The organism is Sedimentitalea xiamensis (assembly GCF_030164465.1).
Taxonomy (GTDB): Bacteria; Pseudomonadota; Alphaproteobacteria; order Rhodobacterales; family Rhodobacteraceae; genus Sedimentitalea; species Sedimentitalea xiamensis.
On sequence record NZ_JASNJE010000024.1, the window covers coordinates 1 to 22,470 of the forward strand.

26 protein-coding genes and 1 pseudogene are annotated in these 22,470 nt (G+C 65.3%); 17 read left to right on the plus strand and 10 right to left on the minus strand.

Annotated elements, in window-relative coordinates; translation table 11 throughout:
- A pseudogene (locus tag QO034_RS16655) lies at positions 1-224 on the minus strand (hypothetical protein); the annotation flags it as partial.
- A gap of 14 nt (positions 225-238) precedes the next feature.
- Here QO034_RS16655 and QO034_RS16660 point away from each other — a divergent pair.
- The 3 genes from QO034_RS16660 to QO034_RS16670 all read left to right on the plus strand — a co-directional run bounded on the left by QO034_RS16660 (position 239) and on the right by QO034_RS16670 (position 2,070).
- A complete protein-coding gene (locus tag QO034_RS16660; RefSeq protein WP_284486659.1) occupies positions 239-508 on the plus strand; it encodes a helix-turn-helix transcriptional regulator in 270 nt (89 codons plus the stop codon).
- Positions 509-628: 120 nt separating this feature from the next.
- The gene (locus tag QO034_RS16665; protein ID WP_284486660.1) at positions 629-847 is read left to right on the plus strand and encodes a hypothetical protein; all 219 of its coding nucleotides are present in this window, start codon (positions 629-631) and stop codon (positions 845-847) included.
- A 176-nt stretch (positions 848-1,023) separates the two neighbouring features.
- A complete protein-coding gene (locus QO034_RS16670; protein ID WP_284486661.1) occupies positions 1,024-2,070 on the plus strand; it encodes a hypothetical protein in 1,047 nt (348 codons plus the stop codon).
- 9 nt (positions 2,071-2,079) lie between these two features.
- On the opposite strand, the gene QO034_RS16675 is transcribed toward QO034_RS16670, so the two are convergent.
- The 4 genes from QO034_RS16675 to miaB all read right to left on the minus strand — a co-directional run bounded on the left by QO034_RS16675 (position 2,080) and on the right by miaB (position 6,284).
- Positions 2,080-3,163, minus strand: a protein-coding gene (locus tag QO034_RS16675; protein WP_284486662.1) for an IS3 family transposase whose coding sequence is annotated in 2 segments (ribosomal slippage) — positions 2,080-2,908 and positions 2,907-3,163 — 1,086 coding nt in all. Because the reading frame shifts where the segments join, the coding sequence is not laid out codon by codon here.
- 254 nt (positions 3,164-3,417) lie between these two features.
- A complete protein-coding gene (locus tag QO034_RS16680) occupies positions 3,418-3,702 on the minus strand; it encodes a hypothetical protein (RefSeq protein ID WP_284486663.1) in 285 nt (94 codons plus the stop codon).
- Between the two features lie 102 nt (positions 3,703-3,804).
- Positions 3,805-4,821, minus strand: a complete 1,017-nt coding sequence (locus tag QO034_RS16685; RefSeq protein WP_407696778.1) for a PhoH family protein — start codon at positions 4,819-4,821, stop codon at positions 3,805-3,807.
- 134 nt (positions 4,822-4,955) lie between these two features.
- Positions 4,956-6,284, minus strand: a complete 1,329-nt coding sequence (gene miaB / locus QO034_RS16690) for a tRNA (N6-isopentenyl adenosine(37)-C2)-methylthiotransferase MiaB (protein ID WP_284486664.1) — start codon at positions 6,282-6,284, stop codon at positions 4,956-4,958.
- Positions 6,285-6,412: 128 nt separating this feature from the next.
- On the opposite strand from miaB, the gene QO034_RS16695 reads away from it, so the two are divergent.
- Positions 6,413-7,279 carry a glycosyltransferase family protein gene (locus tag QO034_RS16695; protein WP_284486665.1) on the plus strand — a complete coding sequence of 289 codons (867 nt, stop codon included), beginning with the start codon at positions 6,413-6,415 and terminating at the stop codon, positions 7,277-7,279.
- Positions 7,280-7,289: 10 nt separating this feature from the next.
- Here QO034_RS16695 and QO034_RS16700 read toward each other — a convergent pair whose 3' ends face one another.
- The 3 genes from QO034_RS16700 to irrA all read right to left on the minus strand — a co-directional run bounded on the left by QO034_RS16700 (position 7,290) and on the right by irrA (position 9,432).
- Positions 7,290-8,069 carry a potassium channel family protein gene (locus tag QO034_RS16700; RefSeq protein ID WP_284486666.1) on the minus strand — a complete coding sequence of 260 codons (780 nt, stop codon included), beginning with the start codon at positions 8,067-8,069 and terminating at the stop codon, positions 7,290-7,292.
- Positions 8,070-8,111: 42 nt separating this feature from the next.
- The gene (locus tag QO034_RS16705; RefSeq protein ID WP_284486667.1) at positions 8,112-8,909 is read right to left on the minus strand and encodes a phytanoyl-CoA dioxygenase family protein; all 798 of its coding nucleotides are present in this window, start codon (positions 8,907-8,909) and stop codon (positions 8,112-8,114) included.
- Positions 8,910-9,000: 91 nt separating this feature from the next.
- Entirely contained in the window at positions 9,001-9,432 is a 432-nt protein-coding gene (gene irrA / locus QO034_RS16710) for an iron response transcriptional regulator IrrA (RefSeq protein ID WP_284486668.1), read from the minus strand.
- A gap of 259 nt (positions 9,433-9,691) precedes the next feature.
- On the opposite strand from irrA, the gene QO034_RS16715 reads away from it, so the two are divergent.
- From QO034_RS16715 to QO034_RS16730, 4 genes are all read left to right on the plus strand, one after another.
- Entirely contained in the window at positions 9,692-10,555 is an 864-nt protein-coding gene (locus tag QO034_RS16715; RefSeq protein ID WP_284486669.1) for a DUF2189 domain-containing protein, read from the plus strand.
- Between the two features lie 105 nt (positions 10,556-10,660).
- A complete protein-coding gene (gene fabA, locus QO034_RS16720) occupies positions 10,661-11,173 on the plus strand; it encodes a bifunctional 3-hydroxydecanoyl-ACP dehydratase/trans-2-decenoyl-ACP isomerase (RefSeq protein WP_284486670.1) in 513 nt (170 codons plus the stop codon).
- Between the two features lie 35 nt (positions 11,174-11,208).
- On the plus strand, positions 11,209-12,438 hold the full coding sequence (gene fabB, locus QO034_RS16725) for a beta-ketoacyl-ACP synthase I (RefSeq protein WP_284486671.1): 1,230 nt from the start codon (positions 11,209-11,211) through the stop codon (positions 12,436-12,438).
- Between the two features lie 9 nt (positions 12,439-12,447).
- Positions 12,448-13,239, plus strand: a complete 792-nt coding sequence (locus QO034_RS16730; protein ID WP_284486672.1) for an enoyl-ACP reductase FabI — start codon at positions 12,448-12,450, stop codon at positions 13,237-13,239.
- Between the two features lie 185 nt (positions 13,240-13,424).
- Here the strand turns inward: QO034_RS16730 and QO034_RS16735 are convergent, their stop codons facing one another.
- The gene (locus QO034_RS16735) at positions 13,425-13,775 is read right to left on the minus strand and encodes a hypothetical protein (protein WP_284486673.1); all 351 of its coding nucleotides are present in this window, start codon (positions 13,773-13,775) and stop codon (positions 13,425-13,427) included.
- Positions 13,776-13,990: 215 nt separating this feature from the next.
- Here QO034_RS16735 and QO034_RS16740 point away from each other — a divergent pair, with 215 nt between their 5' ends.
- The 3 genes from QO034_RS16740 to QO034_RS16750 all read left to right on the plus strand — a co-directional run bounded on the left by QO034_RS16740 (position 13,991) and on the right by QO034_RS16750 (position 15,635).
- Positions 13,991-14,461, plus strand: coding sequence for a hypothetical protein (locus QO034_RS16740; RefSeq protein WP_284486674.1), 471 nt, complete (start codon positions 13,991-13,993; stop codon positions 14,459-14,461).
- A gap of 147 nt (positions 14,462-14,608) precedes the next feature.
- Positions 14,609-15,232 carry an SEL1-like repeat protein gene (locus QO034_RS16745; RefSeq protein ID WP_284486675.1) on the plus strand — a complete coding sequence of 208 codons (624 nt, stop codon included), beginning with the start codon at positions 14,609-14,611 and terminating at the stop codon, positions 15,230-15,232.
- A 37-nt stretch (positions 15,233-15,269) separates the two neighbouring features.
- A complete protein-coding gene (locus QO034_RS16750; RefSeq protein WP_284486676.1) occupies positions 15,270-15,635 on the plus strand; it encodes a hypothetical protein in 366 nt (121 codons plus the stop codon).
- A 661-nt stretch (positions 15,636-16,296) separates the two neighbouring features.
- On the opposite strand, the gene QO034_RS16755 is transcribed toward QO034_RS16750, so the two are convergent.
- Positions 16,297-16,728, minus strand: coding sequence for an FKBP-type peptidyl-prolyl cis-trans isomerase (locus tag QO034_RS16755; RefSeq protein WP_284486677.1), 432 nt, complete (start codon positions 16,726-16,728; stop codon positions 16,297-16,299).
- A gap of 239 nt (positions 16,729-16,967) precedes the next feature.
- Between QO034_RS16755 and QO034_RS16760 the strand changes: the two genes are divergently transcribed.
- From QO034_RS16760 to QO034_RS16785, 6 genes are all read left to right on the plus strand, one after another.
- Positions 16,968-17,654: a haloacid dehalogenase type II gene (locus QO034_RS16760; protein ID WP_284486678.1), complete on the plus strand. Its 687-nt coding sequence runs from the start codon at positions 16,968-16,970 to the stop codon at positions 17,652-17,654.
- Positions 17,654-18,484: an alpha/beta fold hydrolase gene (locus QO034_RS16765; RefSeq protein ID WP_284486679.1), complete on the plus strand. Its 831-nt coding sequence runs from the start codon at positions 17,654-17,656 to the stop codon at positions 18,482-18,484. Before QO034_RS16760 ends, QO034_RS16765 begins: the two co-directional genes overlap by 1 nt.
- Positions 18,481-19,458, plus strand: a complete 978-nt coding sequence (locus QO034_RS16770; RefSeq protein WP_284486680.1) for a threonine ammonia-lyase — start codon at positions 18,481-18,483, stop codon at positions 19,456-19,458. The genes QO034_RS16765 and QO034_RS16770 overlap by 4 nt, the downstream gene beginning before the upstream one ends.
- 72 nt (positions 19,459-19,530) lie before the next feature.
- A complete protein-coding gene (pcaD, locus tag QO034_RS16775) occupies positions 19,531-20,319 on the plus strand; it encodes a 3-oxoadipate enol-lactonase (protein ID WP_284486681.1) in 789 nt (262 codons plus the stop codon).
- Positions 20,320-20,339: 20 nt separating this feature from the next.
- On the plus strand, positions 20,340-21,053 hold the full coding sequence (locus QO034_RS16780; protein WP_284486682.1) for an alpha/beta fold hydrolase: 714 nt from the start codon (positions 20,340-20,342) through the stop codon (positions 21,051-21,053).
- On the plus strand, positions 21,053-22,396 hold the full coding sequence (locus tag QO034_RS16785; RefSeq protein ID WP_284486683.1) for a class-II fumarase/aspartase family protein: 1,344 nt from the start codon (positions 21,053-21,055) through the stop codon (positions 22,394-22,396). The genes QO034_RS16780 and QO034_RS16785 overlap by 1 nt, the downstream gene beginning before the upstream one ends.
- The last annotated feature ends 74 nt before the right edge of the window (positions 22,397-22,470 follow it).

Here is a 22,470-nt window from a genome sequence, read left to right on the forward strand (position 1 = left end):
CATGCTTGCGCGCCTTCCGTTCCGCCTCACCCTCCGCCTTGATGCCGGTGCTGCCGATTGGCACGTTCAGCGGGCCGTAGGGGATGTTCGGTTTCAGCGTTCGCCGGCGGCGTCCGGTTCATCTCGGGGTCGAACCAGACCGAAAGCGATCCGCGCCGCTTCAACGCTTCATGGTAAGCCGACCCGTTCGTGGTCTTGTAGTTCGTGGGGGTCCAACTGCTCATGCCTCCCGGCTCTCATGCTGGATGCATGCGGTGAACCCCTCAGTCGATTTGTGCGGCAAAGGCCAGTTGCGACCACCCCCAACGACTATCTCGACGGCTTCATCGACGAGACCGACGCCGCCGATTTCCTGTGCCAGAGCGTGCGCACGATCCAGAAATGGCGCGTCACCGGCTTTGGCCCGAAGTTCTACAAATCGGGCCGCTCGATCCGCTATCGCCGCCGCGATCTGCTGGCATGGGGCGAGACCCGCCGCCGCGCGAACACCAGCCAAAACGCAGCCTGAGTTTTGCCCGCGCGGGGTTGGCAGCGCCGCGCGGGATTTTGGGGCCGGACGGCTTCGACAGAGGATGCGGGCGAAACGGTTCCGCATCCTCGCAACCAACCAACGCAAGAGGACATACCCATGGCAAACCAGCCTGCACAGAAATTCAAGATCGGCCTTGTCACCGCCACGATCTGGCAGAATGACGGTTTCTATTCCGTCGATCTGTCCCGGTCCTACAAGACCGACACGGGCGACTGGAAGAACACCGGCAGTTTCCATCATTCCGACCTGCTCAATCTCGCCAAATGCGCGGAACGCGCCGAAATCTGGATCGGTCGTCAAGTCAATGCAAAGTGATTGCAGCGCCGGGCCAAGGCCCGGCCCCAAAACCGATGCTGCCCCGCCGGAGGCGCAGGTTTCATCGACTACCCGCAAGGGACCATTCATTCATATCGGCACCGCGATACGGGCCGCCATTGAGGGGGGTCTTGTAACACCCCCCTCTACCGATACCAAAGCGAAGGCCAGCGCAAATGGACGTGGACATCCTGCATTCGGGCTTTGACGGTCTGAAATTCACCATCCAGACCGATATCCCCCCGGCCCTGCGGGCGGAACTCGCCAGCGCCAAGGCCCATGCCTTTGACGGCAATGCGGATTGCACCTTGGACATCGGCGGCCAGCCCCTGACGGTGCGCAAGGCGGGCGGGTCGGGCTTCACCGCCCATACCGGCGATCATGGCGCGGTCTGGCTGTTTCAGGACCCCGAAAACCGCATTCCGAACAATCCCGGCATCACCGTCGATTTCCGCGCCTTCGGGCTGGCCACCGGCGGCTTGCAGGGGGCCGAGGATCACTTTCGAACCTGCATGGCGGCTTGGGATATTCCCTACGTCGAAACCCAGCTGCGCCTGACCCGTGCCGATTTCGCCGTCGATCTTCTGGCCCCGTGGTTCGAACCGGACCGGAATGCCTTGGTGCTTCCGCCCCGAACCAAGATCACGGAATACACCGGCGTCGATGAAACCGCGACCATGGCCAGCGGCGCGCGCGTCACCGGGTTGCGCGCTGGGGCCGTCGCCAGCCGTCAGATCGCGATTTACGACAAACGCGCCGAGGTGATCCAGCAAGGTAAGGCCGGTTGGCTGACGATCTGGAACGCCGCCCGCGCCGCCGCCGGAAAACCGCCGCTCGACCTGGCCGACCGGGATCAAAGCCAGGTCTGGCGGTTCGAACTGCGCCTTGGCAGCAAGCAACTGCGCAACCGCTTCGACATGCGCAGCTGGCAGGACCTCAACGACATGATCGGCGACGCCTTCACCGACGCCCTGACCCGCATCCGCTATTGCCAGCCCACTGCCGACCGGAACCGCGCCCGCTGGCCCGCCCACGACCTCTGGCATCTCGTCGAAACCGTCATCGCCATCGACCTGCACCAGAACTGCTGCGGCGTCCTGCCCAGCGACATCCGCGAGGCCAACCGCAGCGAGAAAATGCGCGAAATCGACCGGCAATTGCTCGGCCTCTTCGTCACCCGCGCCGCAATCTCGGACAATCCTCCCCGTTTCAGCGGGGTTTGATCGTAGAATTCACGCGGCCATTTTCATCTTCATGGGGAGTGTGATCCCGCTGATGCCCATGTTGGGGCGTTCGTTGTTGTAGGTCCATAGCCATTCGGTTGCGATCTGCTGCACCTCCTCGATGGTGTCAAAGATGTTGAGGTCCAGCCATTCGTGCCGGACCGTCCGGTTGTAGCGCTCGACATAGGCGTTCTGCTGTGGCTTTCTGGGCTGGATGTAGTTCAGGGCGGCGCCCGGCTTCTCAGCCCAGGTCATCAGGGTGGAACTGACGTATTCGGGGCCGTTATCGACCCGAATTGCCAGCGGTTTGCCACGCCACGCGATGATCCGGTTCAAGGCTCGAACGACACGCTCGGCGGGCAGCGAGAAGTCTATCTCGATACCCAGGCCCTCGCGGTTGAAGTCGTCCAGAACGTTCAACAGCCGGAACTGTCGCCCATCGGCTAGGCGGTCGGCCATGAAGTCCATGGACCAGACCAGGTTCGGCGCGCTCGGCACGGCGAGTTCATCGGGCTTTTCGCGTTTCAGCCGGCGTCGCGGCTTGATCCGCAGGTTCAGCTCCAGCTCGCAATAGATCCGGCGCACGCGCTTGTGGTTCCAGGCATGCCCCTTCACGTTCCGCAGGTGCAGAAAGCACAGGCCGAAACCCCAGGTCTTGTGGACATTGGTCAGCCCGACCAGCAGGTCGGCGAACCTCTCGTTCTCGTCGTCGCGCTTCGGGCTGTAGCGGAAACAAGTCTCGCTGACCCCGACGTCCGGCAGGCCGCACGTGGTGACACCCTTCGTCGCCACCGCATTCTCGCCCAGCTCGCGGCGCTGAGCTGGCCGCGTCACTTTTTCCAAGCGCCTCTCGTAGCAGATCCGCCTGCATGCTCAGGTCCGCGAACATGCGCTTCAGCCGCCGGTTCTCATCCTCAAGCGCCTTCATCTGGCTCATCATGGACGCATCCATGCCGCCATACTTCGCACGCCACTTGTAGAACGTCGCGCTGCTGATCCCATGCGCGCGGCACAGCTCGGACACGGGCATCCCGCCCTCCGCCTGACGCAGCACACCCATGATCTGCGGTTCGGAGAAACGGCTCTTCTTCATCGGAATCTTCTCGTCCATCTTGCCGAGAAATTTCTACTTCCGCAGCCCTTTAAGATCGGGGAGATTACCGATCGGCAACTCGATAGGACGCTTTTTCCCCTTAGTTACGTCAAAGGCTGAATAATGATTTTCGAATGCGACGACTTCATCACCGTCAAACATATGCTAGCGAAACACGGCATAGTTGCTGGAAGGCATTAAAGTGAAACTCCATCTCGACGATGTACCGTTTCAACCTTTCCGGGATTCGTCAACTACGTATGCTCAGGGGATACACCCCACAAAAGGTCTGCCTCGGGCTCCGACATGCCGCCCTGATGGCGTTGCAGAAACCCCGCGAGCGGCTGCCCCCGGCTCCCGACCACCTCCCCGTCGGCGACCGACAGGCGGTCGCGGGCGAACGGGCCGGCATGGCCGTGACACCTGAGGCACCGCGTTTCGAAGAATTCGTGCATGCCCACGTCCTGCGTGGCCCCGGCCAGGGGGGCGCCCCCCCAGGCAACGCAGGCCAGCAGGATGATCCGAACCAGAGACCGCATGTCCAAAGCCCCCTCTTCGCGGCTGCCGGGCCGCGATCCGCTGGCCCAGTCTAGCCCCATCGGCAGGGCGGCGTCTTGCGTCAGATCAAAAAGGCGGGGCGCTCAGGCGACCGGCGCGTCCGCCTCGTAGGCTTCGATGATGGCGGCCACCAGCGGGTGGCGCACCACGTCTTTCGAGGTGAAATAGTTGAAGCCGATCTTCGGGATGGTCTTCAGCAGCCGTTCGGCATCCGCCAGCCCCGACGGCACCCCGCGCGGCAGGTCGATCTGGGTGCGGTCGCCGGTGATCACCATGCGGCTGCCTTCGCCCAGCCGCGTGAGGAACATCTTCATCTGCATCGAGGTGGCGTTCTGCGCCTCGTCCAGCACCACGAAGGCATTGGACAGGGTGCGCCCGCGCATGAAGGCCAGCGGCGCGATCTCGATCCGCTTTTCCTCGATCAGCTTGGCCAGCTGCTTGCCGGGCAGGAAATCGTTCAGCGCGTCGTAAAGCGGCTGCATGTAGGGATCGACCTTGTCCTTCATATCGCCGGGCAGAAAGCCCAGCCGCTCGCCCGCCTCCACGGCCGGGCGGCTCAGGATGATCCGGTCCACATGGCCGCCGATGAACATGGTAACGCCGACGGCGACGGCGAGGTAGGTCTTGCCGGTGCCCGCCGGACCGATGCCGAAGGCCAGTTCGTTCTCGAACAGCGACTGGACATAGGCCTGCTGCGCCGCGGTGCGGGGTTCCACCAGCTTCTTGCGGGTCTTGATCTCGATCTTGCCGCTCTTGAACATCTCGAGCTGGTCGCCGTCGCGGACCCCGGTTCCGGCTTCCGATCCGCTCATCCGCAGTTCCCGGTCGATGTCACCGGTTTCGACCTCGCGCCCCGCTTCCAGCCGGGAATAGAGCGCGTGCAGAACCTCTGCGGCCTGTTTCTGCCCGTCCTCGTCGCCGATGATCGACAGCTGGTTGCCGCGGCGCATGATCTGCACCCCGATCTTCTGTTCGATAGCGGCCATGTTGCGGTCATATTCCCCGCACAGGTCGATCAATAGGCGATTGTCTGGAAATTCGATCAGCACCTCGTGCGGCGCCATGTCGGTCTGCGGTGGGGTCAGGGCGCTTGTGGCCAATCCGCTCTCCTGTACTGCCATTTCGGCCTTCTGAATCGAAGGTGCCAAGTTCCGCCCCGCCATGCAAGCCAATGCACCCGCATTTCATCAAAAATTCACGCAGGACGCGGGCAGAGACCAGAATCCGCGCAGCCTCACGCGGCGGGCAGCGCCTCTCCGGCCAGCGAATTGGTCCCGGAAGACAGGATGCGGACCGGGCGGATGTCGCCGGTCGCCGCGCCGGAGCCGGCCACGTGGACCGCGTGCAGGTAGTCCGATTTGCCGACCATCTGGCCGTCAAACCGCCCCGGTTTCTCGAACAGCACCTTCACCACCCTGCCGACCATGGCGTCCTGCGCCGCCCGCTGCTGCCGGGTGATCAGCGCCTGAAGCCGCTGAAGCCGGTCGGATTTCTCCGCCTCGTCCACCTGGGCGCGCTCCGCCGCCGGGGTGCCGGGCCGGGTCGAATACTTGAACGAATAGGCGTAGCCGTAATTCACCTCTTCGATCAGATCCATCGTGGCCCGGAAATCCGCCTCGGTCTCTTCCGGAAAGCCGACGATGAAATCGCCGGACATCAGGATGTCGGGCCGCGCCGCGCGGATGCGCTCGATCAGGCGCAGGTAGCTTTCCGCCGTATGGCTGCGGTTCATCCGCTTCAGGATCCTGTCGCTTCCGGACTGCACCGGCAGGTGCAGATAGGGCATGAGCTTGGCGCAGGTACCATGCGCCTCGATCAGGTCGTCGCTCATGTCGTTGGGGTGGGAGGTGGTGAAGCGGATGCGCTCCAGCCCGTCGATGTCGTTCAACGCCCAGATCAGCCGGGCCAGCGACCAGTCCCCGTCCGCCCCCGCGCCGTGATAGGCGTTGACGTTCTGCCCCAGGAGGGTGATCTCGCGTACGCCCCGTTCCACCAGGTCGCGCGCCTCGGTCAGGATGCGCTCCGCCGGGCGGCTGACCTCGGCCCCGCGCGTGTAGGGCACGACGCAGAAGGCGCAGAACTTGTCGCAGCCTTCCTGCACGGTCAGAAACGCCGTCGGCCCGCGCGCCGCCTTGGGGCGCGAAGTCAGCTTCTCGAACTTGTCCTCTTCGGGGAAATCCGTGTCCAGCGCCTTTTCGCCCTGCCGGGTTTTGGCCTCCATCTCGGGCAGGCGGTGATAGCTCTGCGGCCCCACCACCAGATCGACCAGCGGCGCCCGGCGCATGATCTCTTCGCCCTCGGCCTGGGCGACGCAGCCGGCGACGCCGATCTTCAGGTCGGGCCGTTCGGCCTTCAGCCCCTTGAACCGGCCGAGTTCGGAATAGACCTTCTCGGCGGCCTTCTCGCGGATATGGCAGGTGTTCAGCAGGATCATGTCCGCATCGTCGGGCGTCTGCGTTTCGACATAGCCCCGCCCGCCCAGCGCCTCGGCCATGCGCTCGCTGTCATAGACGTTCATCTGGCAGCCATAGGTCTTGATGAAAAGTTTCTTCGGGGCCGTCATGGGCAGTGCCTTCTGGGAAGATCGGATCAGCGGCCTGATCTAAACCGATTGCCGCCGTCTTGCAATGCACCCGGAATTAACCAATTTTGGGCCAGGTTTTCGCAACGGCGGCACTCCGGGCAGACATCATGGCAGGCGAAACGCTTGAAAGCTTTCTGAAGCGGCAGAAACGCCGGCCCGCCAGGGGGCCGGTGGCGCTGGTCTTTGCCGAGGACCGGGTGGAACTCGCCAGCACCCTGCGCCACCATCTGAACCTTGGATTCGGGTCGGTGCTCGCCCTGATGCCGGACGCCTTCGACCTGCCGCCGGATCTAAACCGCGAGGTGCAGCGCATCGCCTTCGACAGCAGCCGCCCGGCAGAGGTGTTCCAGGCGGTGAACCGGGTGATCGGGGTTCTGCCCGGCACCTGGCTCTATTACTGCTACAACGCCGAATACCTGTATTTCCCGTTCTGCGAGACCCGCAGCATCGGGGAAATGCTCGCCTTTCACGGCGAAGAACGCCGCGACGCGATGCTGACCTATGTCGTCGACCTCTATGCCGGCGATCTGTCCCGGCATCCGACCGCGGTATCGCTGGACAGCGCCCTGCTGGACCGGTCCGGCTACTATGCGCTGGCGCGGATCGCCCCCGACACCGGCGCGCCGCGCGAACGGCAACTGGATTTCTTCGGCGGCCTGCGCTGGCGGTTCGAAGAACACGTGCCGGAAAACAGCCGCCGCATCGACCGGATCGCCCTGTTCCGGACCCGCCCCGGACTGCGCCTGAACCCGGACCACACGTTCAACGACCAGGAATACAACACCTACGCCTGCCCCTGGCACCACAATCTCACCGCCGCGGTCTGTTCGTTCCGCGCCGCCAAGGCGCTGAAACGCAACCCCGGATCGCGCCACGCCATCGACTCGTTTTGCTGGCGCAATTCGACGCCCTTCGACTGGACGTCGGGCCAGTTGCTCGACCTCGGCCTGATGGAACCCGGACAATGGTTCTGACCGCGTCCGCCTAGGTCGCGCCCGGCGTCTCGATCTTCAGCGTTTCGCCGCAATGCTTGCAGTGCACCGCGTCCATGTCATGGCGCAGCAGCCCGCAGGTCGGGCATTTGTGCGTCACCTTGGACGGGCGCAGGACCGCACCTGCCAGTTGCACGAACAGCGCGACCCCGACCACCATGATCACCACCGACAACAGCTTGCCGCCCGGCGTCGTCGGGGTGATGTCGCCGTAGCCGGTGGTGGTCAGGGTCGAAACCGTGAAATACAGCGCGTCCACGTATTGCGCCGGCCCGGCGCTGTCTTCCGCGAACAGGGCAAAGACGAAGGAGGTGGTGACGAAGATGAAGACGATCAGGTTGACCAGCGCCAGCAGCGCGTCCTCGTGCCGGCGGAAGAACGCGCTGTCCCGGCGCAGATCGCGCAGCAGGTGATAGGAATGGATCAGGCGCAGCCCCCGCAGGATCCGCAGCACCGCCAGGTCGTGCAGATCCAGCAGCGGCGCGACCAGCAGGGTGCCCACAACGATGACATCGGCGATCGTGTAGACCTGCCGCAGCATCCTGGCCCGGTCGTCCGCAACCCAGAGCCGGGCGGCGAAATCCATCAGGATCAGCAGCCCGAGAATCGTGTTGATCACGATCAGCGCCGGCGTCAGCTGCACCGCCACCGTCGCCAGGAAGAACAGGATCGTCACCAGGTCGAACGCGATCAGCCCATAGCGGAACCACGTCGCGCGGCGGCTGCGCCCCAGGTAAAGCGACGTCAGGGTCTTCTTCAGGGACGCCTTCATCGTCCGCCCGGCAAACCGCCGTTCAAGACCGTTCCGCGCCGTTCAGGCACGGTGGATCACCGGGAACCAGTCTTCCCGCAGCGTCTGGCCCGGCTGCATGTCATGGCCCGGAAACGGCGGCGAGGTGGGGCCGGGGCGCTGCACATAGCGCGCGTCGTCCCCGACCAGCCGAAGCGAAAACGCGCGCCGCCGGGTCTGGCTGGTGTTGCCGCGCGCGCCGTGCAGCGTCCGGTAGTGGAACGCCACCGCATCGCCCGGCTGCATCGGGAACTCGACGATCCGCATGCCCTCGGCCTCGGGATCGGGCACCGGCATATACTGGCCGTCGTCCGGAAAGAACGCCGATTCCGCGACCCAGCGGGTCGGCAGCACGTCCTTTTCCCACAGATGCGATCCGGCCACGCAGCGCAGCGCCGCCTCCGTCACCGGGTCCAGCGGCGACCAGAAGCTGACGGTCTGTTTGCCTTCCACGAAATAATACGGCCCGTCCTGGTGCCAGGGCGTCGCCATCGAGGTGCCCGGTTCCTTCACCAGCACATGGTCGTGAAACATCTGCACCCGGCGCGCGCGCATGAGATCGGCGGCGACCTCGGCGGCGGGAGAGCTGCGGATCACCTCGGCAAATTCCGGGATACGGGCCCAGTTGCAGTAATCGTCGAAGAACCGGCCGGAATGGCCTTCCTTGCGGTTTTCCGAGGCATGGGGCCCCGGCTCCGCCATGTTGCGCTCGATCCCGGCGCGCAGGGTGTCGACGTGATCGGCAAAGAGGCCGCGGATCAGCACCACCCCGTCACGCTGGTAGGTTTCGATATCGTCTGCGGTCACGAGCGGGTGGGGCATGGCGGCACTGTCTGCTGTTGTTCGATCGGGCAGAGGCTAGCCTACATTCGGCGGCGCCGAAACGCCAATCTGCGCCGGGCGGCGAATTCCGTCAGGTGCGGCGCAGACGGATCACCACATCGACCGACGCGATCTCCGCGCCGTCGGGCGCATCCGGCACGCGGGTGATGACAAGCTGTTCGGACGGCGCGTCGGTCAGCCGACCTTCGTCTTCCCAGAAGAAATGCGGGTGGTCGTGGGTGTTGGTGTCGAAATAGCTCTTGGAACCGTCGACCGTCACTTCCTGGATCAGCCCGGCGTCGCAGAAGGCGCGCAGCGTGTTGTAGACCGTCGCCAGCGACACGCTGGCCCCGGCGGAACAGGCGGATTCGAACAGGCTTTCCGCCGTCACATGCCGGTGCTGCCCGTCCCCGACCAGCAGTTCGGCCAGGGCAAGCCGCTGCCGCGTCGGACGCAGCCCGGCCTGGCCCAGCCATTCCGTCGCATTTTCCATCGCGTCGCGCGTCACTCTCGCATCCCACATTGCCGTCTGACCTTCTATATAAGGCCGGTAGGGCGGCGAGTTCAAATAAAAATCATTCGCAACACCGCGTCCCCCGAGACTCCGCCGCTTTCGCGGGCGCCGCACGTCTGCGTGAGGCCCGCGCAGGCAACGCGACAGGCGGCGGCAAAAGTGCTAGGCTCAACCCCGGATGGAAATCCAGGGGCCTGCCCAGCGGGTCGTCACCATCACCCGCCCGGATCACGGCCCCGCGATGCAGATCAATGCAAGCGAGGTCAAAATGGCAAAGACAATTGGCAACCCGGCATCCTGGACCGCGCAGATGTTCGGGCGCGGATCACACAGCATCGGCACCGGAACCAGCGAACTTTCCGGACCGGACACCGATCCCATCGTGCTGCGCGACCTGACCACGGCGGACCTGCGCAGCGCGCTGTCCAAGGGATATCAGGACTTCACCGCCCTGCGCACCGACGTGATCTTCATCGTCCTGGTCTACCCGGTGCTCGGTGTGCTGCTCACCTGGTTCGCCCTGAACCGCGACATGCTGCCGCTGGTGTTCCCGATGATGTCGGGCTTCGCCATCGTCGGCCCGGTCGCCGCGGTCGGCCTATATGAGATGAGCCGCCGGCGCGAAGCGGGCCAGCCTGCCGGATGGGGCGACGCCTTCGCGGTGATCGCCTCGCCGTCCTTCCTGCCGATCGTGGTGCTGGGCGGTTACCTGGCGGCGCTGTTCATCGTCTGGATCTTCGCCGCCGGCACGATCTACAAGCTGACGCTGGGTCCGGAAACGCCGCAATCTCTGGGCGTCTTCGTGCAGGACATATTCGGCACATCGGCGGGCTGGACGATGCTGATCGCCGGCATGGCGGTCGGGTTCGTCTTCGCGCTGGCCGCCCTGGCGGTCACGCTGGTCTCGTTCCCGCTGCTGATCGACCGTCACGTGGGCCTGCCGCGCGCGGTCGTCACCTCGGTCCGGGTGGTCCGCCGCTCCCCGGTCGCGGCCCTGACCTGGGGGCTGATCGTGGCGCTGTCCCTGGCGCTGGGCGCGGCGACCCTGTTCGTCGGGCTGATCTTCGTTCTGCCGATCCTGGGCCACGCCACCTGGCACCTCTACCGGCGCGCGGTCGAACCGCGCGGCTGACCGCCTCGGGCACGCTCCCGCGGCCGGGCAAGGGACCCTTGCAGGACCCCTTGCCCCTTGCTAGACGGGTTTGCAACCGCAGATCCGAGCAGGAGAGCCGCCCGCATGGCCCAATACCCCACCAGCTTTGACAAAGAGGGCTTGCTCAAATGCGCCCGTGGCGAACTTTTCGGCCCCGGCAACGCGCAACTGCCCGAACCGCCGATGCTGATGATGGACCGGATCACCGAGATCAGCGCCGACGGCGGCAGCCACGGCAAGGGACATGTGGTGGCGGAATTCGACATCCACCCCGACCTCTGGTTCTTCCAGTGCCATTTCCCCGGCAACCCGATCATGCCCGGCTGCCTGGGACTGGACGGATTGTGGCAGCTCACCGGCTTCAATCTCGGCTGGCGCGGGATGCTGGGACAGGGCATGGCCATGGGCGTCGGCGAGGTCAGGCTCAAGGGCATGGTCAAGCCGGACCGCAGGATGCTGACCTACTACGTGGACATGACGCGCATCATCGACCGCAAGCTGAAGCTGGGCGTGGCCGATGGACGGGTTGTCGCCGACGGTGAAGAGATTTATGCCGTCAAGGACATGAAGGTGGGTCTGGCAACCGCCCAGGCCTGATTGCCCGTCAGGGCCGCCAACGAAGGAGACCGCCGATGCGCCGCGTCGTTGTCACTGGGCTGGGGATCGTCTCGTCCATCGGAAACAATGCGTCCGAGGTTCTGGCCGCCCTGAAATCCGGCGCGTCCGGGATCGAGGCCAGCCCCGAAATGGCCGAACACGGCTTTCGCAGCCGGATCGCCGGCACGCTCAAGATCGACGTGGCCGACCACGTGGACAAGCGCACCCTGCGCTTCATGGGTCCGGGTGCGGCCTATGCCCATATCGCGATGGCCGAGGCGATCGCCGACGCGGGCCTTGAGGAATCCGATATCGTCAACCCGCGCACCGGCCTCGTCGCCGGGTCCGGCGGTCCGTCCACCAGCGCCATGCTGACGGCGCATCAGACGGTGCTGAATTCCGGTGCGACCAAACGCATCGGCCCCTTCGCGGTGCCCAAATGCATGTCCTCGACGATCAGCGCCAACCTGGCCACCGCCTACAGGATCAAGGGCATCAACTATTCCATCACCTCGGCCTGCTCCACCAGCCTGCACTGCATCGGCAACGCCGCCGAACAGATCATGCTCGGCAAGCAGGACGTGATGTTCGCCGGCGGCGGCGAGGAACTGGACTGGACGCTCTCCTGCCTCTTCGACGCCATGGGCGCGATGAGCAGCAAGTTCAACGATACGCCGCAGCGCGCCTCCCGCGCGTTTGACGCCAACCGCGACGGCTTCGTGATCTCCGGCGGCGGCGGCATCGTGGTGCTGGAGGAACTGGAACATGCCAGGGCGCGCGGCGCGAAGATCTACGCCGAGATCACCGGCTACGCCGCCACCAGCGACGGCCACGACATGGTCGCACCCTCCGGCGAAGGCGGCGAACGCGCCATGCGGCTGGCCCTCTCCACCCTGCCCGCGGACCGCAGGGTCGGCTATATCAACGCCCATGGCACCAGCACCCCCGTGGGCGACGTGGGCGAGGTCGAAGCCGTGCGCCGCGTGTTCGGGCAAGGCGCAACGCCGCCGATCAGTTCCACCAAGTCGATGACCGGCCACGCCCAAGGCGCCGCCGGCGCGCTGGAGGCGATCTTCAGCCTCCTGATGCTGGACAACGACTTCATCGCCCGCTCGATCAACGTCGAAACGCTGGACCCGGCGCTGGACGCCTCGGAAATCGCGCTGGAAACGGTGGAAAACGCCGGGCTCGACAGCGTGATGACCAACAGTTTCGGCTTCGGCGGCACCAACGGATCGATGATCCTGTCGAAATTCAACGGATAGGACCGGCACATGACCCAAGCACTCGCAGGCAAGCGCGGTCTCATCATGGGCGTCGCCAACGACCGCTCGATCGCATGGGGCATCGCCCGCGCCATGCACGCGGCCGGCGCGGAGCTCGCCTTCACCTACCAGGGCGACGCCTTCGGCAAGCGGCTGGAACCGCTCGCCGCCTCGGTGGGATCGGATTTCATGGTCGACGTGGATGTGACCGACGACGCCTCGCTGGACGCCGCCTTCGACGCCCTGGCCGCCCGCTGGCCGACCATCGATTTCGTGGTCCACGCCATCGCCTTTTCCGACAAGTCGGAACTGACCGGCCGGTTCCTCAACACCTCCCGCGCCAATTTCAAGAACTCGCTCGACATCAGCGCCTATTCCTTCATCGAGATCGCCCGCCGGGCGCATCCGCTGATGGCGGAAAACGGCGGCACGCTGCTGACCCTGACCTACCAGGGCAGCAACCGGGTGGTGCCGAACTACAACGTGATGGGCGTCGCCAAGGCGGCGCTGGAATCGGCTACCCGCTATCTCGCCAACGACCTCGGCCCCGAAGGCATCCGGGTGAACGCGATCTCGCCGGGGCCGATGAAGACGCTGGCCGGTGCCGCCATCGGCGGCGCGCGCAAGACCTACAAGCACACCGACCAGAACGCGCCTTTGCGCGCCAACGCGACGCTGGAGGCGGTCGGCGGCACAGCCGTCTACCTCGCCTCGGACGCCGGCGCCTGTACCACCGGCGAAATCATCCACGTCGATGGCGGCTACCACGTCCTGGGCATGCCGCAGCCGGAATTCCTCTAAACCGCGCGCCCACAGGCCCCGCCCCAAACCCGAACGCGCCATACCCGCGCATCGCCGCGCCGACGCGGAACGCCCGTCATGCGGACAAAGCTGCCCTTACCAATCGCGTTGAGTTCTTCTGCAGTCAGCCGGAACTCGACATTCGAGCCACACGTAGCGACAACTATGCTGCGAATGCGAAGGGCTCAGTCGATTTCCCCATAAGCAGCGCTCAGGCGATGCAGTTCTGAGCAGGCTTCATGCAGCGCTGAAAAGGCATTGCCGACACCTTGCCTGATATCACCGGCTTCGGCCGCATTCCGCACGGCAGTGATCACTTGCTTCGCAATCTCGGACGCGTACCCGGTTGCCGTGGATTGGACGGCCGCTTCGATCTCATCGATATAAAGCGGTATGTTGTCTTGAATATCGCTTTCAGACAAACGCGCAATGAAGGACTTCGAGGGCAATTCTTCCGCTAGCCTGGCGAGCAGCCGGATGTCACTTTCCAATTCCTCTATTGTCGCTGGGCCATCGATCGGGATTCTACAAGCCACGCAAATCTCCCTGTTTAGGAACCGTAAACTCTCTGGACCCGGCTACCCAGACAGGGCAAGACCAGATAAGATCGCCAAAACAGATTACAACCATCTCGCCGTGTGGCGAGCATTGCCGACCGCATCTAGGCAAGGTTAGTATCTCCAAGTACAAATTGAGGGTGCAACGGCCTCAGCATTTACCCCACCCGTCACATTTCTCAAGGATGCTAAAATTGAAGACCTCTCTAATGACCTGCCTTGCTGTTCTGGGCTTTTTGCAAACCGCGCACGCGGAGGAGGAGAACCGCTGCGGATTGCCGTCTTCTCAGGACGCTGATGATCTTTGCGAGAGGCTGACACATTTGCTCCCTCACTTTGCCGATGACTTCGATTTATCCCGGCTTGATGGCCGGTATGCATTGGCTTGCGGGATGATGGAAGGTATCGAACTCTCCGGCGCGTCTGCCGAGAACGAAACGCGGGTGTTTGTGGATCGGCATGAGGCAACCGGCGTTTTCCACCCTAAAGCCTTTTTTGGCCCCTCGAGCAGCCCTCTGAGCTTCGTCCTGGCGATTTCCTATACGGACCCTCAGACCCGCGAGGAAAAGACCTTTTCGGTTAATGGGGATCATCAAGGGTTTTACATACTGGATGATTGGGACGGAGTTCGAAGGTTATCAAAATGTTCGGAGGCCGCGGAATAGGCCAGGGCATTCCAGAAGGCTCCACAACAATGAACTTCCAAGCTCCCAAGTGAAACCGCTAATTTTGCAGCCTGCTATGCGTGCAACCCGCCAGCAGGTAGAGCTTGAACGGCCAGAACAACGCACACATCGGACAGGAATTCGAAAATGTTCAAGAAGCTGATTTTGCTGATTATTTTTTTCACCGCGCCTTTTGCCGCCTGGGCTGATCCGATCAAGAGTGATATCTATTGGGCCGTCCTCAGATCAGACAGTGCCAACCTGGTACATCCAGGAATCGAGATATTCAGGTTCCAGGAGCAGCGACAGTTTTCCAACGAACTTTCGAACAGTGCTTGTGAGGGCAATGAAGTTGCGCATGGCAAACTTGAAGCGGCTGCGGCTTTGGGTAATGCAACGGCGAATACCGCTCTCGCATGGCTTTACGGAAAACGGCACTGCCACTACTTTCAGAACAACCCTGAACTGGTCACGAGCCTGTACAAGCGCGCTGCGGAACAAGGGTACCCCATTGCAATGACCAATTACGGGATCAAGTTGCTTCGAGGCGAGGGAACCGCCAAAAATCATTATGTTGGAACCGTTTACCTGTTGAACGCTGCCATATCCGGTTGGGGTAATGCGGGCTTGTTCCTCGCCGAGCATATTCTTCTCGGTGTGAATGCAGAATATGACCGGGACGTCGCGCAAGCTCTCTATGATGAATTCCGCACCAGCGCGTATAATGACGAACTGATTGGAAGCGTTGAAAACCTATTGGCGCAACACTGAGCAGGCGGCGTCAACATAGGTGAAATCTGCGGGGTAGATGATGCCCGTTTCACAAGCATTCTCTTCCAGACTGCACGTGCCCATTGAGCGGTACAAGCAAGCTCTGGAAGGTCTCGCCCGCCGTGCAGATGCCTGCGGCATATCAGGCTATGAAGAGGAGGGCGATATCGTCCTTGCTTCGCTCTATGATAGCGAAGCGCATGTTGAATTTTTTGACGGTATCATCCGGCAACCGGAGCAGTATCACGCGTTCCTGTTGCTGCAAAAGGTGAACCTGCTGGAGGACACCCTAGGATATCTGCAGCGGTTTGGTGAGCCTTATGCCGATACGACCATTCAGGAGTTGATCCGCGTTTTGCGAGGTCCGGCGATGGGTATTGCCCCCATAGATCCTGAAGCCTAAGGAGCCGGATCCCTCCGGGCTAACCGGCGCGAGGGAAATCCCCGTTTTTCGGGGCTTGGTACGGAATTTCTGCGGCCATTTTCAGTGTTTGGGCAGGCGGTCATCCCGCCGTTACTCAACTTGGGACGATCATCTTTGTCCCGCAGTGTGTGAATTCACCAGCGCCACAACCTCGCAGTCGAAGCGAACGGCAGAAACGGCGGGCTGCACCGCAGCAGAAAACCTCGGCTGGTTGCGTTAAGCGGCCGAGGTTGCAATGGGCGCTTCCTGCGCATCGAAGTCATTCGCGCCTGACGCAGCATCTGTGACTTTGGGCTCAAAGCGGGCCGCCCCCGCGCACGCCCAGCCAATCCTTGAACTCGGTTCTGCACTCCCCGCAGGCCGCTTCAAGCCTCTCCGTCAGAACAATCCCGTGACCTTGCGCAGCCGTCACCCGGTGCGCGGCAGACGGTCCGCCCCGCCACTTAACCCATCCGCAACCTTCCGGCATCGCGCGCCGCGTTAACCCGTCGCCGGGGGCCGGAACCGCACGCCGCGTATGCACACGGTATGCACGGGATATGCACGCCCTGCACAGCCCGCGGATCCTTGCAGACAAGGGCATTAACGCGGTTTCGCCGGAAAACCGCCGCCCCCGTTGCGCGCGCGCCGGACCATTGCGTCAGGATGCGACCGACACCAGTTCGATGTCGAACACCAGATCCTGCCCCGCCAGCGGGTGGTTGGCGTCCAGCGTCACCTCGGTCTCGCCGACCTCGACCACCGTGACCGGCATCACCTGCCCTTCGGAGGACTGCATCTGAAGCTGCAACCCGACTTCCAGCGGGATTTCCGCCGGGATGTTGTCGCGCGGCACGCCCTGGCGCATCTCCGGCCGGACCGGGCCATAGGCGTCCTTGCAGGGCACGTTCACCGTCTTCCTGTCGCCCACTTCCATGCCCGGCAGCGCCACGTCCAGCCCCGGAATGATCTGGCCGGACCCGACTTCGAACTCCAGCGGTTCGCGCCCGCGGGAACTGTCGAAGGTGCTGCCGTCGAGCAGGGTCCCGGTATAGTGGATGCGAACGGTGTCGCCGGTCTTGACCTGGGTCATGATGTCCCTCCCTCGGGCTCGGTGTCGGATTTGACCAGCCCCTCGGGCCGGCAGAAACGCCCAACCTAACCGCTCTGCCCCACATGTAAACCCGCTCCTCCCCAGTTCTTCATCTTTGTCGAAATACTCCGGGGGAGTCGCCGACAGGCGACGGGGGCAGCGCCCCCACCCCCGAGCGAACCCGGCACTTTCAACCCCGCCGCGCCTGTGCCACTCTGCACCGAAATCCGGAGCCCGCGATGCCCATCACCACCTGTATCTTCGATGCCTACGGCACCCTGTTCGACGTATCCGCCGCCGCCCGGCAGGCCGCGTCCGATCCGGCGTTTCCCGCCCTCGCGGACCGCTGGCAGGACGTGGCCTCCCACTGGCGGCTGAAACAGCTGCAATATACCTGGCTGCGGGCCGTGGCCGGCGCCCATGCGGATTTCTGGGAGGTCACGCAGAACGGTCTGGACTGGGCGCTCGACGCCAACGGGCTTAATGGCGACGCGGCGCTGCGCCAGCGCCTGCTGGATCTCTACTGGGAACTGTCCGCCTATCCCGAAGTGCCCGCCATGCTGGCCGCGCTCAGGGCCGCGGGCCAGCGGACCGCCATCCTGTCCAACGGCTCGCCCGCGATGCTGGACGGCGCGGTGCGGTCGGCCGGGATCGGGCCGCTGCTGGATGACATCCTGTCGGTGGAAAGCGTCGGCGTCTTCAAACCGGCCGCCGCCGTCTACGATCTGGTCGGGCAGCGGTTCGGATGCGCGCGCGACGCGGTTCTGTTCGTGTCGTCCAACGGCTGGGACGCGGGCTGCGCCACCGGCTACGGGTTCCGCACCGCCTGGGTCAACAGGGCCGGAGAGCCCCCGGACCGCCTGCCCTGGACCCCCGCCCATACAGTGCCGGACCTGACCGCGATTCCCGACCTGGTGCGCGGCTGATGGCGCGGTTCCGGACCTCCGACGGGCTCGGCCTGCACTTTGAGGACAGGGGCGCGGGGCAACCGCTCCTGTGCCTGCCCGGCCTGACGCGCAACACCCGCGACTTCGATTTCCTAGCGCCGCACATGGCCTCCCGCCGCATGATCGCGATGGACTATCGCGGGCGCGGGCAATCGGATTTCGCGGAGGATTTCCACAGCTACAACGTGATGCGCGAGGCGCAGGACGTGGTCGGCCTGCTCGACCACCTGGACCTCGGCGCGGTCACGATCCTCGGCACCTCGCGCGGCGGGCTGATCGCTATGGCGCTGGCGGCGGCGCATCCGGACCGGGTGTCGGGGGTGATCCTGAACGATGTCGGCCCGGTGGTGGCCGCCGACGGGATCGCGCGGATCATGGAGTATGTCGGCCGCCCGCCCGCAGCCCGGTCTCTCGATGCGGCAGCGGAATCGATGCTGGCCGCGCTGGGACCGCAGTTCCCCGGCGTGCCCGCGGACAGGTGGCGCGCGCTGGCGGCGGCCCAGTTCGCGGACACCGGCGAGGGGCTGGCCCTGCGCTATGACCCGCGCCTGCGCGACGCGCTCCTGGCGCAGGCAGAAGCCGGTCCTGTCCCCGACCTCTGGCCGCTGTTTGCCGCGCTCGCCGGGCGACCTTTGGGCGTGCTCCGCGGCGCCAGTTCCGATATCCTGTCGCAGGACACGCTGGCGCGGATGCAGGACCACAACCCGGCCCTGATCGCTGTCACAGTGCCGGATCGCGGCCATGTGCCGTTTCTGGACGAACCCGAAAGCCTCGCCCTCATTCACCGCATCCTGAAGGACACCGCATGAGCGACATCGCCATGATCGAAGCCGCCGCCGCGCGGCTGACGGGCCGTGCCCGCCGCACGCCGCTGCTGAGTTCGCCGTTCCTGGACGAGATCGCGGGGCGGCGGGTGCTGGTCAAGGCGGAATGCCTGCAACACACCGGCAGCTTCAAGTTCCGGGGCGGCTGGTCCGCGGTATCGGCGCTGCCGCCCGAAGCCCGCGCGCGCGGCGTCATCGCCTATTCCAGCGGCAATCATGCGCAGGGCGTGGCGCTGGCGGCGCGCGAACACGGCGCGCCGGCGGTCATCGTCATGCCCTCGGACGCACCGGCGGTGAAGATCGGCAACACCCGCGCGCTCGGGGCCGAGGTGGTGCTCTACGACCGCGCCACCGAAGACCGCGACGCCATCGGCGACCGGCTGGCCGCCGAACGCGGTCTCACCCTGATCCGGCCCTTCGACGAACCGCTGGTGATCGCGGGACAAGGCACGACCGGGCTTGAGATCGCCGAACAGGCGGCCGAGGCCGGCGTTGACGAGGCCCATGTCCTGGTCTGTTGCGGCGGCGGCGGGCTGGCGTCTGGCATCGCGCTGGCGCTCGAATCCCGCGCCCCCGGCCTGAGGGTGCGGACGGTGGAACCCGAAGGCTTCGACGACGTGGCGCGATCGCTCGCCGCAGGCGCGATCCGGCGCAACAACCGGACATCGGGCAACCTCTGCGACGCGATCCTGACGCCGCAGCCGGGCGACATCACCTTCCCCATTCTCCGCCGGCTCTGCGGTCCCGGCCTCGCCGTGACCGAGAACGAGGCGCTCCGGGCGATGGCGCTCGCCTTCGCGCACCTCAAGGTGGTGCTGGAACCCGGCGGCGCGGTGTCGCTGGCAGCCGCGCTCTTCCAGCCCGATCGGATTGCAGACCCGGCGGTGATCGCGGTGGCGACCGGCGGCAATGTCGATGCCCCGGTCTTCCGCGACGCGCTGCGCCGGTTCGCCCCCTGACCGGCAACCGGAGCTTTGCCTTTCTCCCGCGCAGGCGCTAGGCTCCGCCGAAACAGCGACAGGATCCCCTTCATGCACATCGCCGAACTGGACGACGTAAGGCTGCACTACCGGATCGACGGCGACCCGGACGGAGCGCCGGTGGTGTTCTCGAACTCGCTCGGCACCGACCTCCGGCTCTGGGACGCGGTCCTGCCCTTGCTGCCCGAGGGGCTGAAATTCATCCGCTACGACAAGCGCGGGCACGGCCTGTCCTCGGCCCCGCCCGCGCCCTACACGATGGGCGCGCTGGTGCGCGACGCGGAACGGCTGCTGGATCACCTCGGCGTGCGCGACTGCGTATTCGTCGGCCTGTCCATCGGCGGCATGATCGCGCAGGGGCTTGCGGTCAAGCGGCTGGATCTGGTCCGGGCGCTGGTGCTGTCCAACACGGCCGCCAAGATCGGCACCCCGGCCATGTGGGAAGAGCGGATCGCGGCCATTCACGCGGACGGCATCGAAAGCCTTGCCGACGCGGTGATGGAGCGTTGGTTCAGCGCTGCCTTCCGCAAGACGCCGGAACTCGAACTCTGGCGCAACATGCTGGTGCGCCAGCCCGCCGCCGGCTACGCAGGCTGTTCCGCCGCGATTTCCGGCACCGATTTCTTCACCCCGACCAGCGGGTTGCGCCTGCCGACGCTGGGGATCGCCGGCGATCAGGACGGATCGACGCCGCCCGACCTGGTGCGCGAAACCGTGGAGCTGATCCCCGGCTCGCAGTTTCACCTGATCCGTGGGGCCGGTCATCTGCCCTGCGTCGAGAACCCCGAGGACTACGCGCGGGCGCTGACCCGATTCCTGACCGAAACCGGCCATGTCTGACCGTATGACCCGAGGGCACAATGGCTAGGTTTCTTCTCGTTCACGGCTCCTGTCACGGCGCCTGGTGCTGGCGGGACCTGATCCCGCAGCTGGAATCGCTCGGCCATGCGGCCATCGCCATCGATCAGCCGGGCAGCGGCGACGACCCGACGCCTTATGCCGACGTCACCCTGGGCGCCTGCCGCGACGCGGTTCTCGCCACCAGTGCGCCGGACACCATCGTCGTCGGCCATTCCTGGGGCGGCTACCCGATCAGCGCGGCGGCGGAACGGGACCCGGACGCGATGCGCGCGCTGGTCTTTCTCTGCGCCTATGTGCCGGAACCGGGCCTGTCGATGGTTGACATGCGCAAGCGGGGACCGCGCCAGACCATCGCCGATGCCGTGGTCCGCGCGCCCGACGGGCTGACCTACACGATCCTGCCCGACCGGGTGCCCGACCTCTTCTACCACGATTGTCCGGCGGAAACCGTCGACTACGCGCTGGCGCGTCTCGGCCCTCAGCCGATCCTGCCGCAAACGACTCCGCTGGATCTCACCGAGCGGTTCCATTCGGTGCCGAAATTCTACATCCGGGGCGACGAAGACCGCACCATTCCGCCGGAATACCAGATCGCCATGACCCGGAACTGGCCTTCCGAAGGGGTTTTCGCCATGCCAACATCGCATTCTCCGTTCTTTGCCGATCCGGCCGGGCTGGCCGCCCGGCTCGACCGGATCGCCGGGGCGATCTGATGGCCGCCTCGGTGTTTGACAGCACTCTCTACGCCCGGCTTTTCCCGTTGGGGGAGGTCGGCCGGTTGTTTTCGGACAGCGCCGAAATCCGCGCCATGCTGCTGGTCGAAGGCGCGCTGGCCAGGGCGCAGGGCGCCCGTGGCATCATTCCCGCCGACAGCGCCGAGGCGATTGCCCGCGCCGCGATGGAAGTGCAGATCGATCCGGCGAAGCTGGCGGCGCCGACCGGCGAAAACGGCGTCTGCGTGCCGGGTCTGGCCGCCGCTTTCCGACACGAGATGCAGGCCCCGGATCACGCGCAATACGTGCATTGGGGGGTTACGTCGCAGGACATCATCGACACCGCGCAGATGTTGCGGTTGCGTCAGGCGCTGGCGCTGATCGAAACGGATCTGCGGGCGGTCCTGACCGGTCTTGCGCGGCTGGCCCGCACCCATGCCGAGACGCCGATGGCCGCGCGCACCTATGGGCAGCACGCCACGCCGACCAGCTTCGGCGCGGTGGTGGCCAGCTGGGGCGACCCGCTGCTGGACCTGCTGCGGGAACTGCCGGCCCTGCGCGAGACCAGCCTGCTGGTGTCGCTGGCCGGGGCCGCGGGCACCGCCTCCGAACTCGGCCCCGACCCGGCGGGACTGCGCGCCGATCTCGCCGCTGCCTTGAACCTCGGGGATCCGCGCCGTTCCTGGCACACGGACCGCACCCCGGTCCTGCGCATCGCCGACTGGTGCACGCGGCTGACGCTGGCGTTGGGCAAACTGGGCGAAGACGTCGCCGCGCTGACCCAGACCGGCATTTCCGAGATCACGCTGGGCGGTGCCGGCGCGTCCTCGACCATGCCGCAGAAGCAGAACCCGGTGGTGCCGTCGCTGCTCGTGGCCCTGGCGCGCGCCACGGCGGGCCAGATGGCGGTTCTCAACGGCGCGGCGCTGCACCGGTATCAACGCGACGGCGCGGCCTGGTTCACCGAATGGATGTGCCTGCCCCAGATCGTTCTGGGGGCGGCCAGCGCGGCGCAGGCCGCCGGGCCGCTGAGCGCGGGACTCGCGCCGGACACGGGCCGGATGGCCGCGGCGCTGACCGGAGAGCTTGGCATGATCCATGCCGAAGCGCTCAGTTTCGCGCTGGCCGCGCAACGGCCGCGCCCCGAGGCGCAGGCCCTGGTCAAGGCGCTCTGCCGCGAGGCGCGGGACAGCCGGATGCCGCTGGCCGACCTGGTGCGCCGCGATCATCCGGACATCGACGCTGCGGCGCTGTTTTCCCCGGCCCGGCAGATGGGCGAAGCGCCGGCCGAGGCGCGCCGCTTTGCCGACAGCGCCACGGCGATCCTTGCCGGCGGCACCTGATCCCGACCTCCGGCTGCCGGTTTCCGCCTTGCGATGCGCGGCCGCCCGGTCCACCCTGTGCGCGACAGACAACG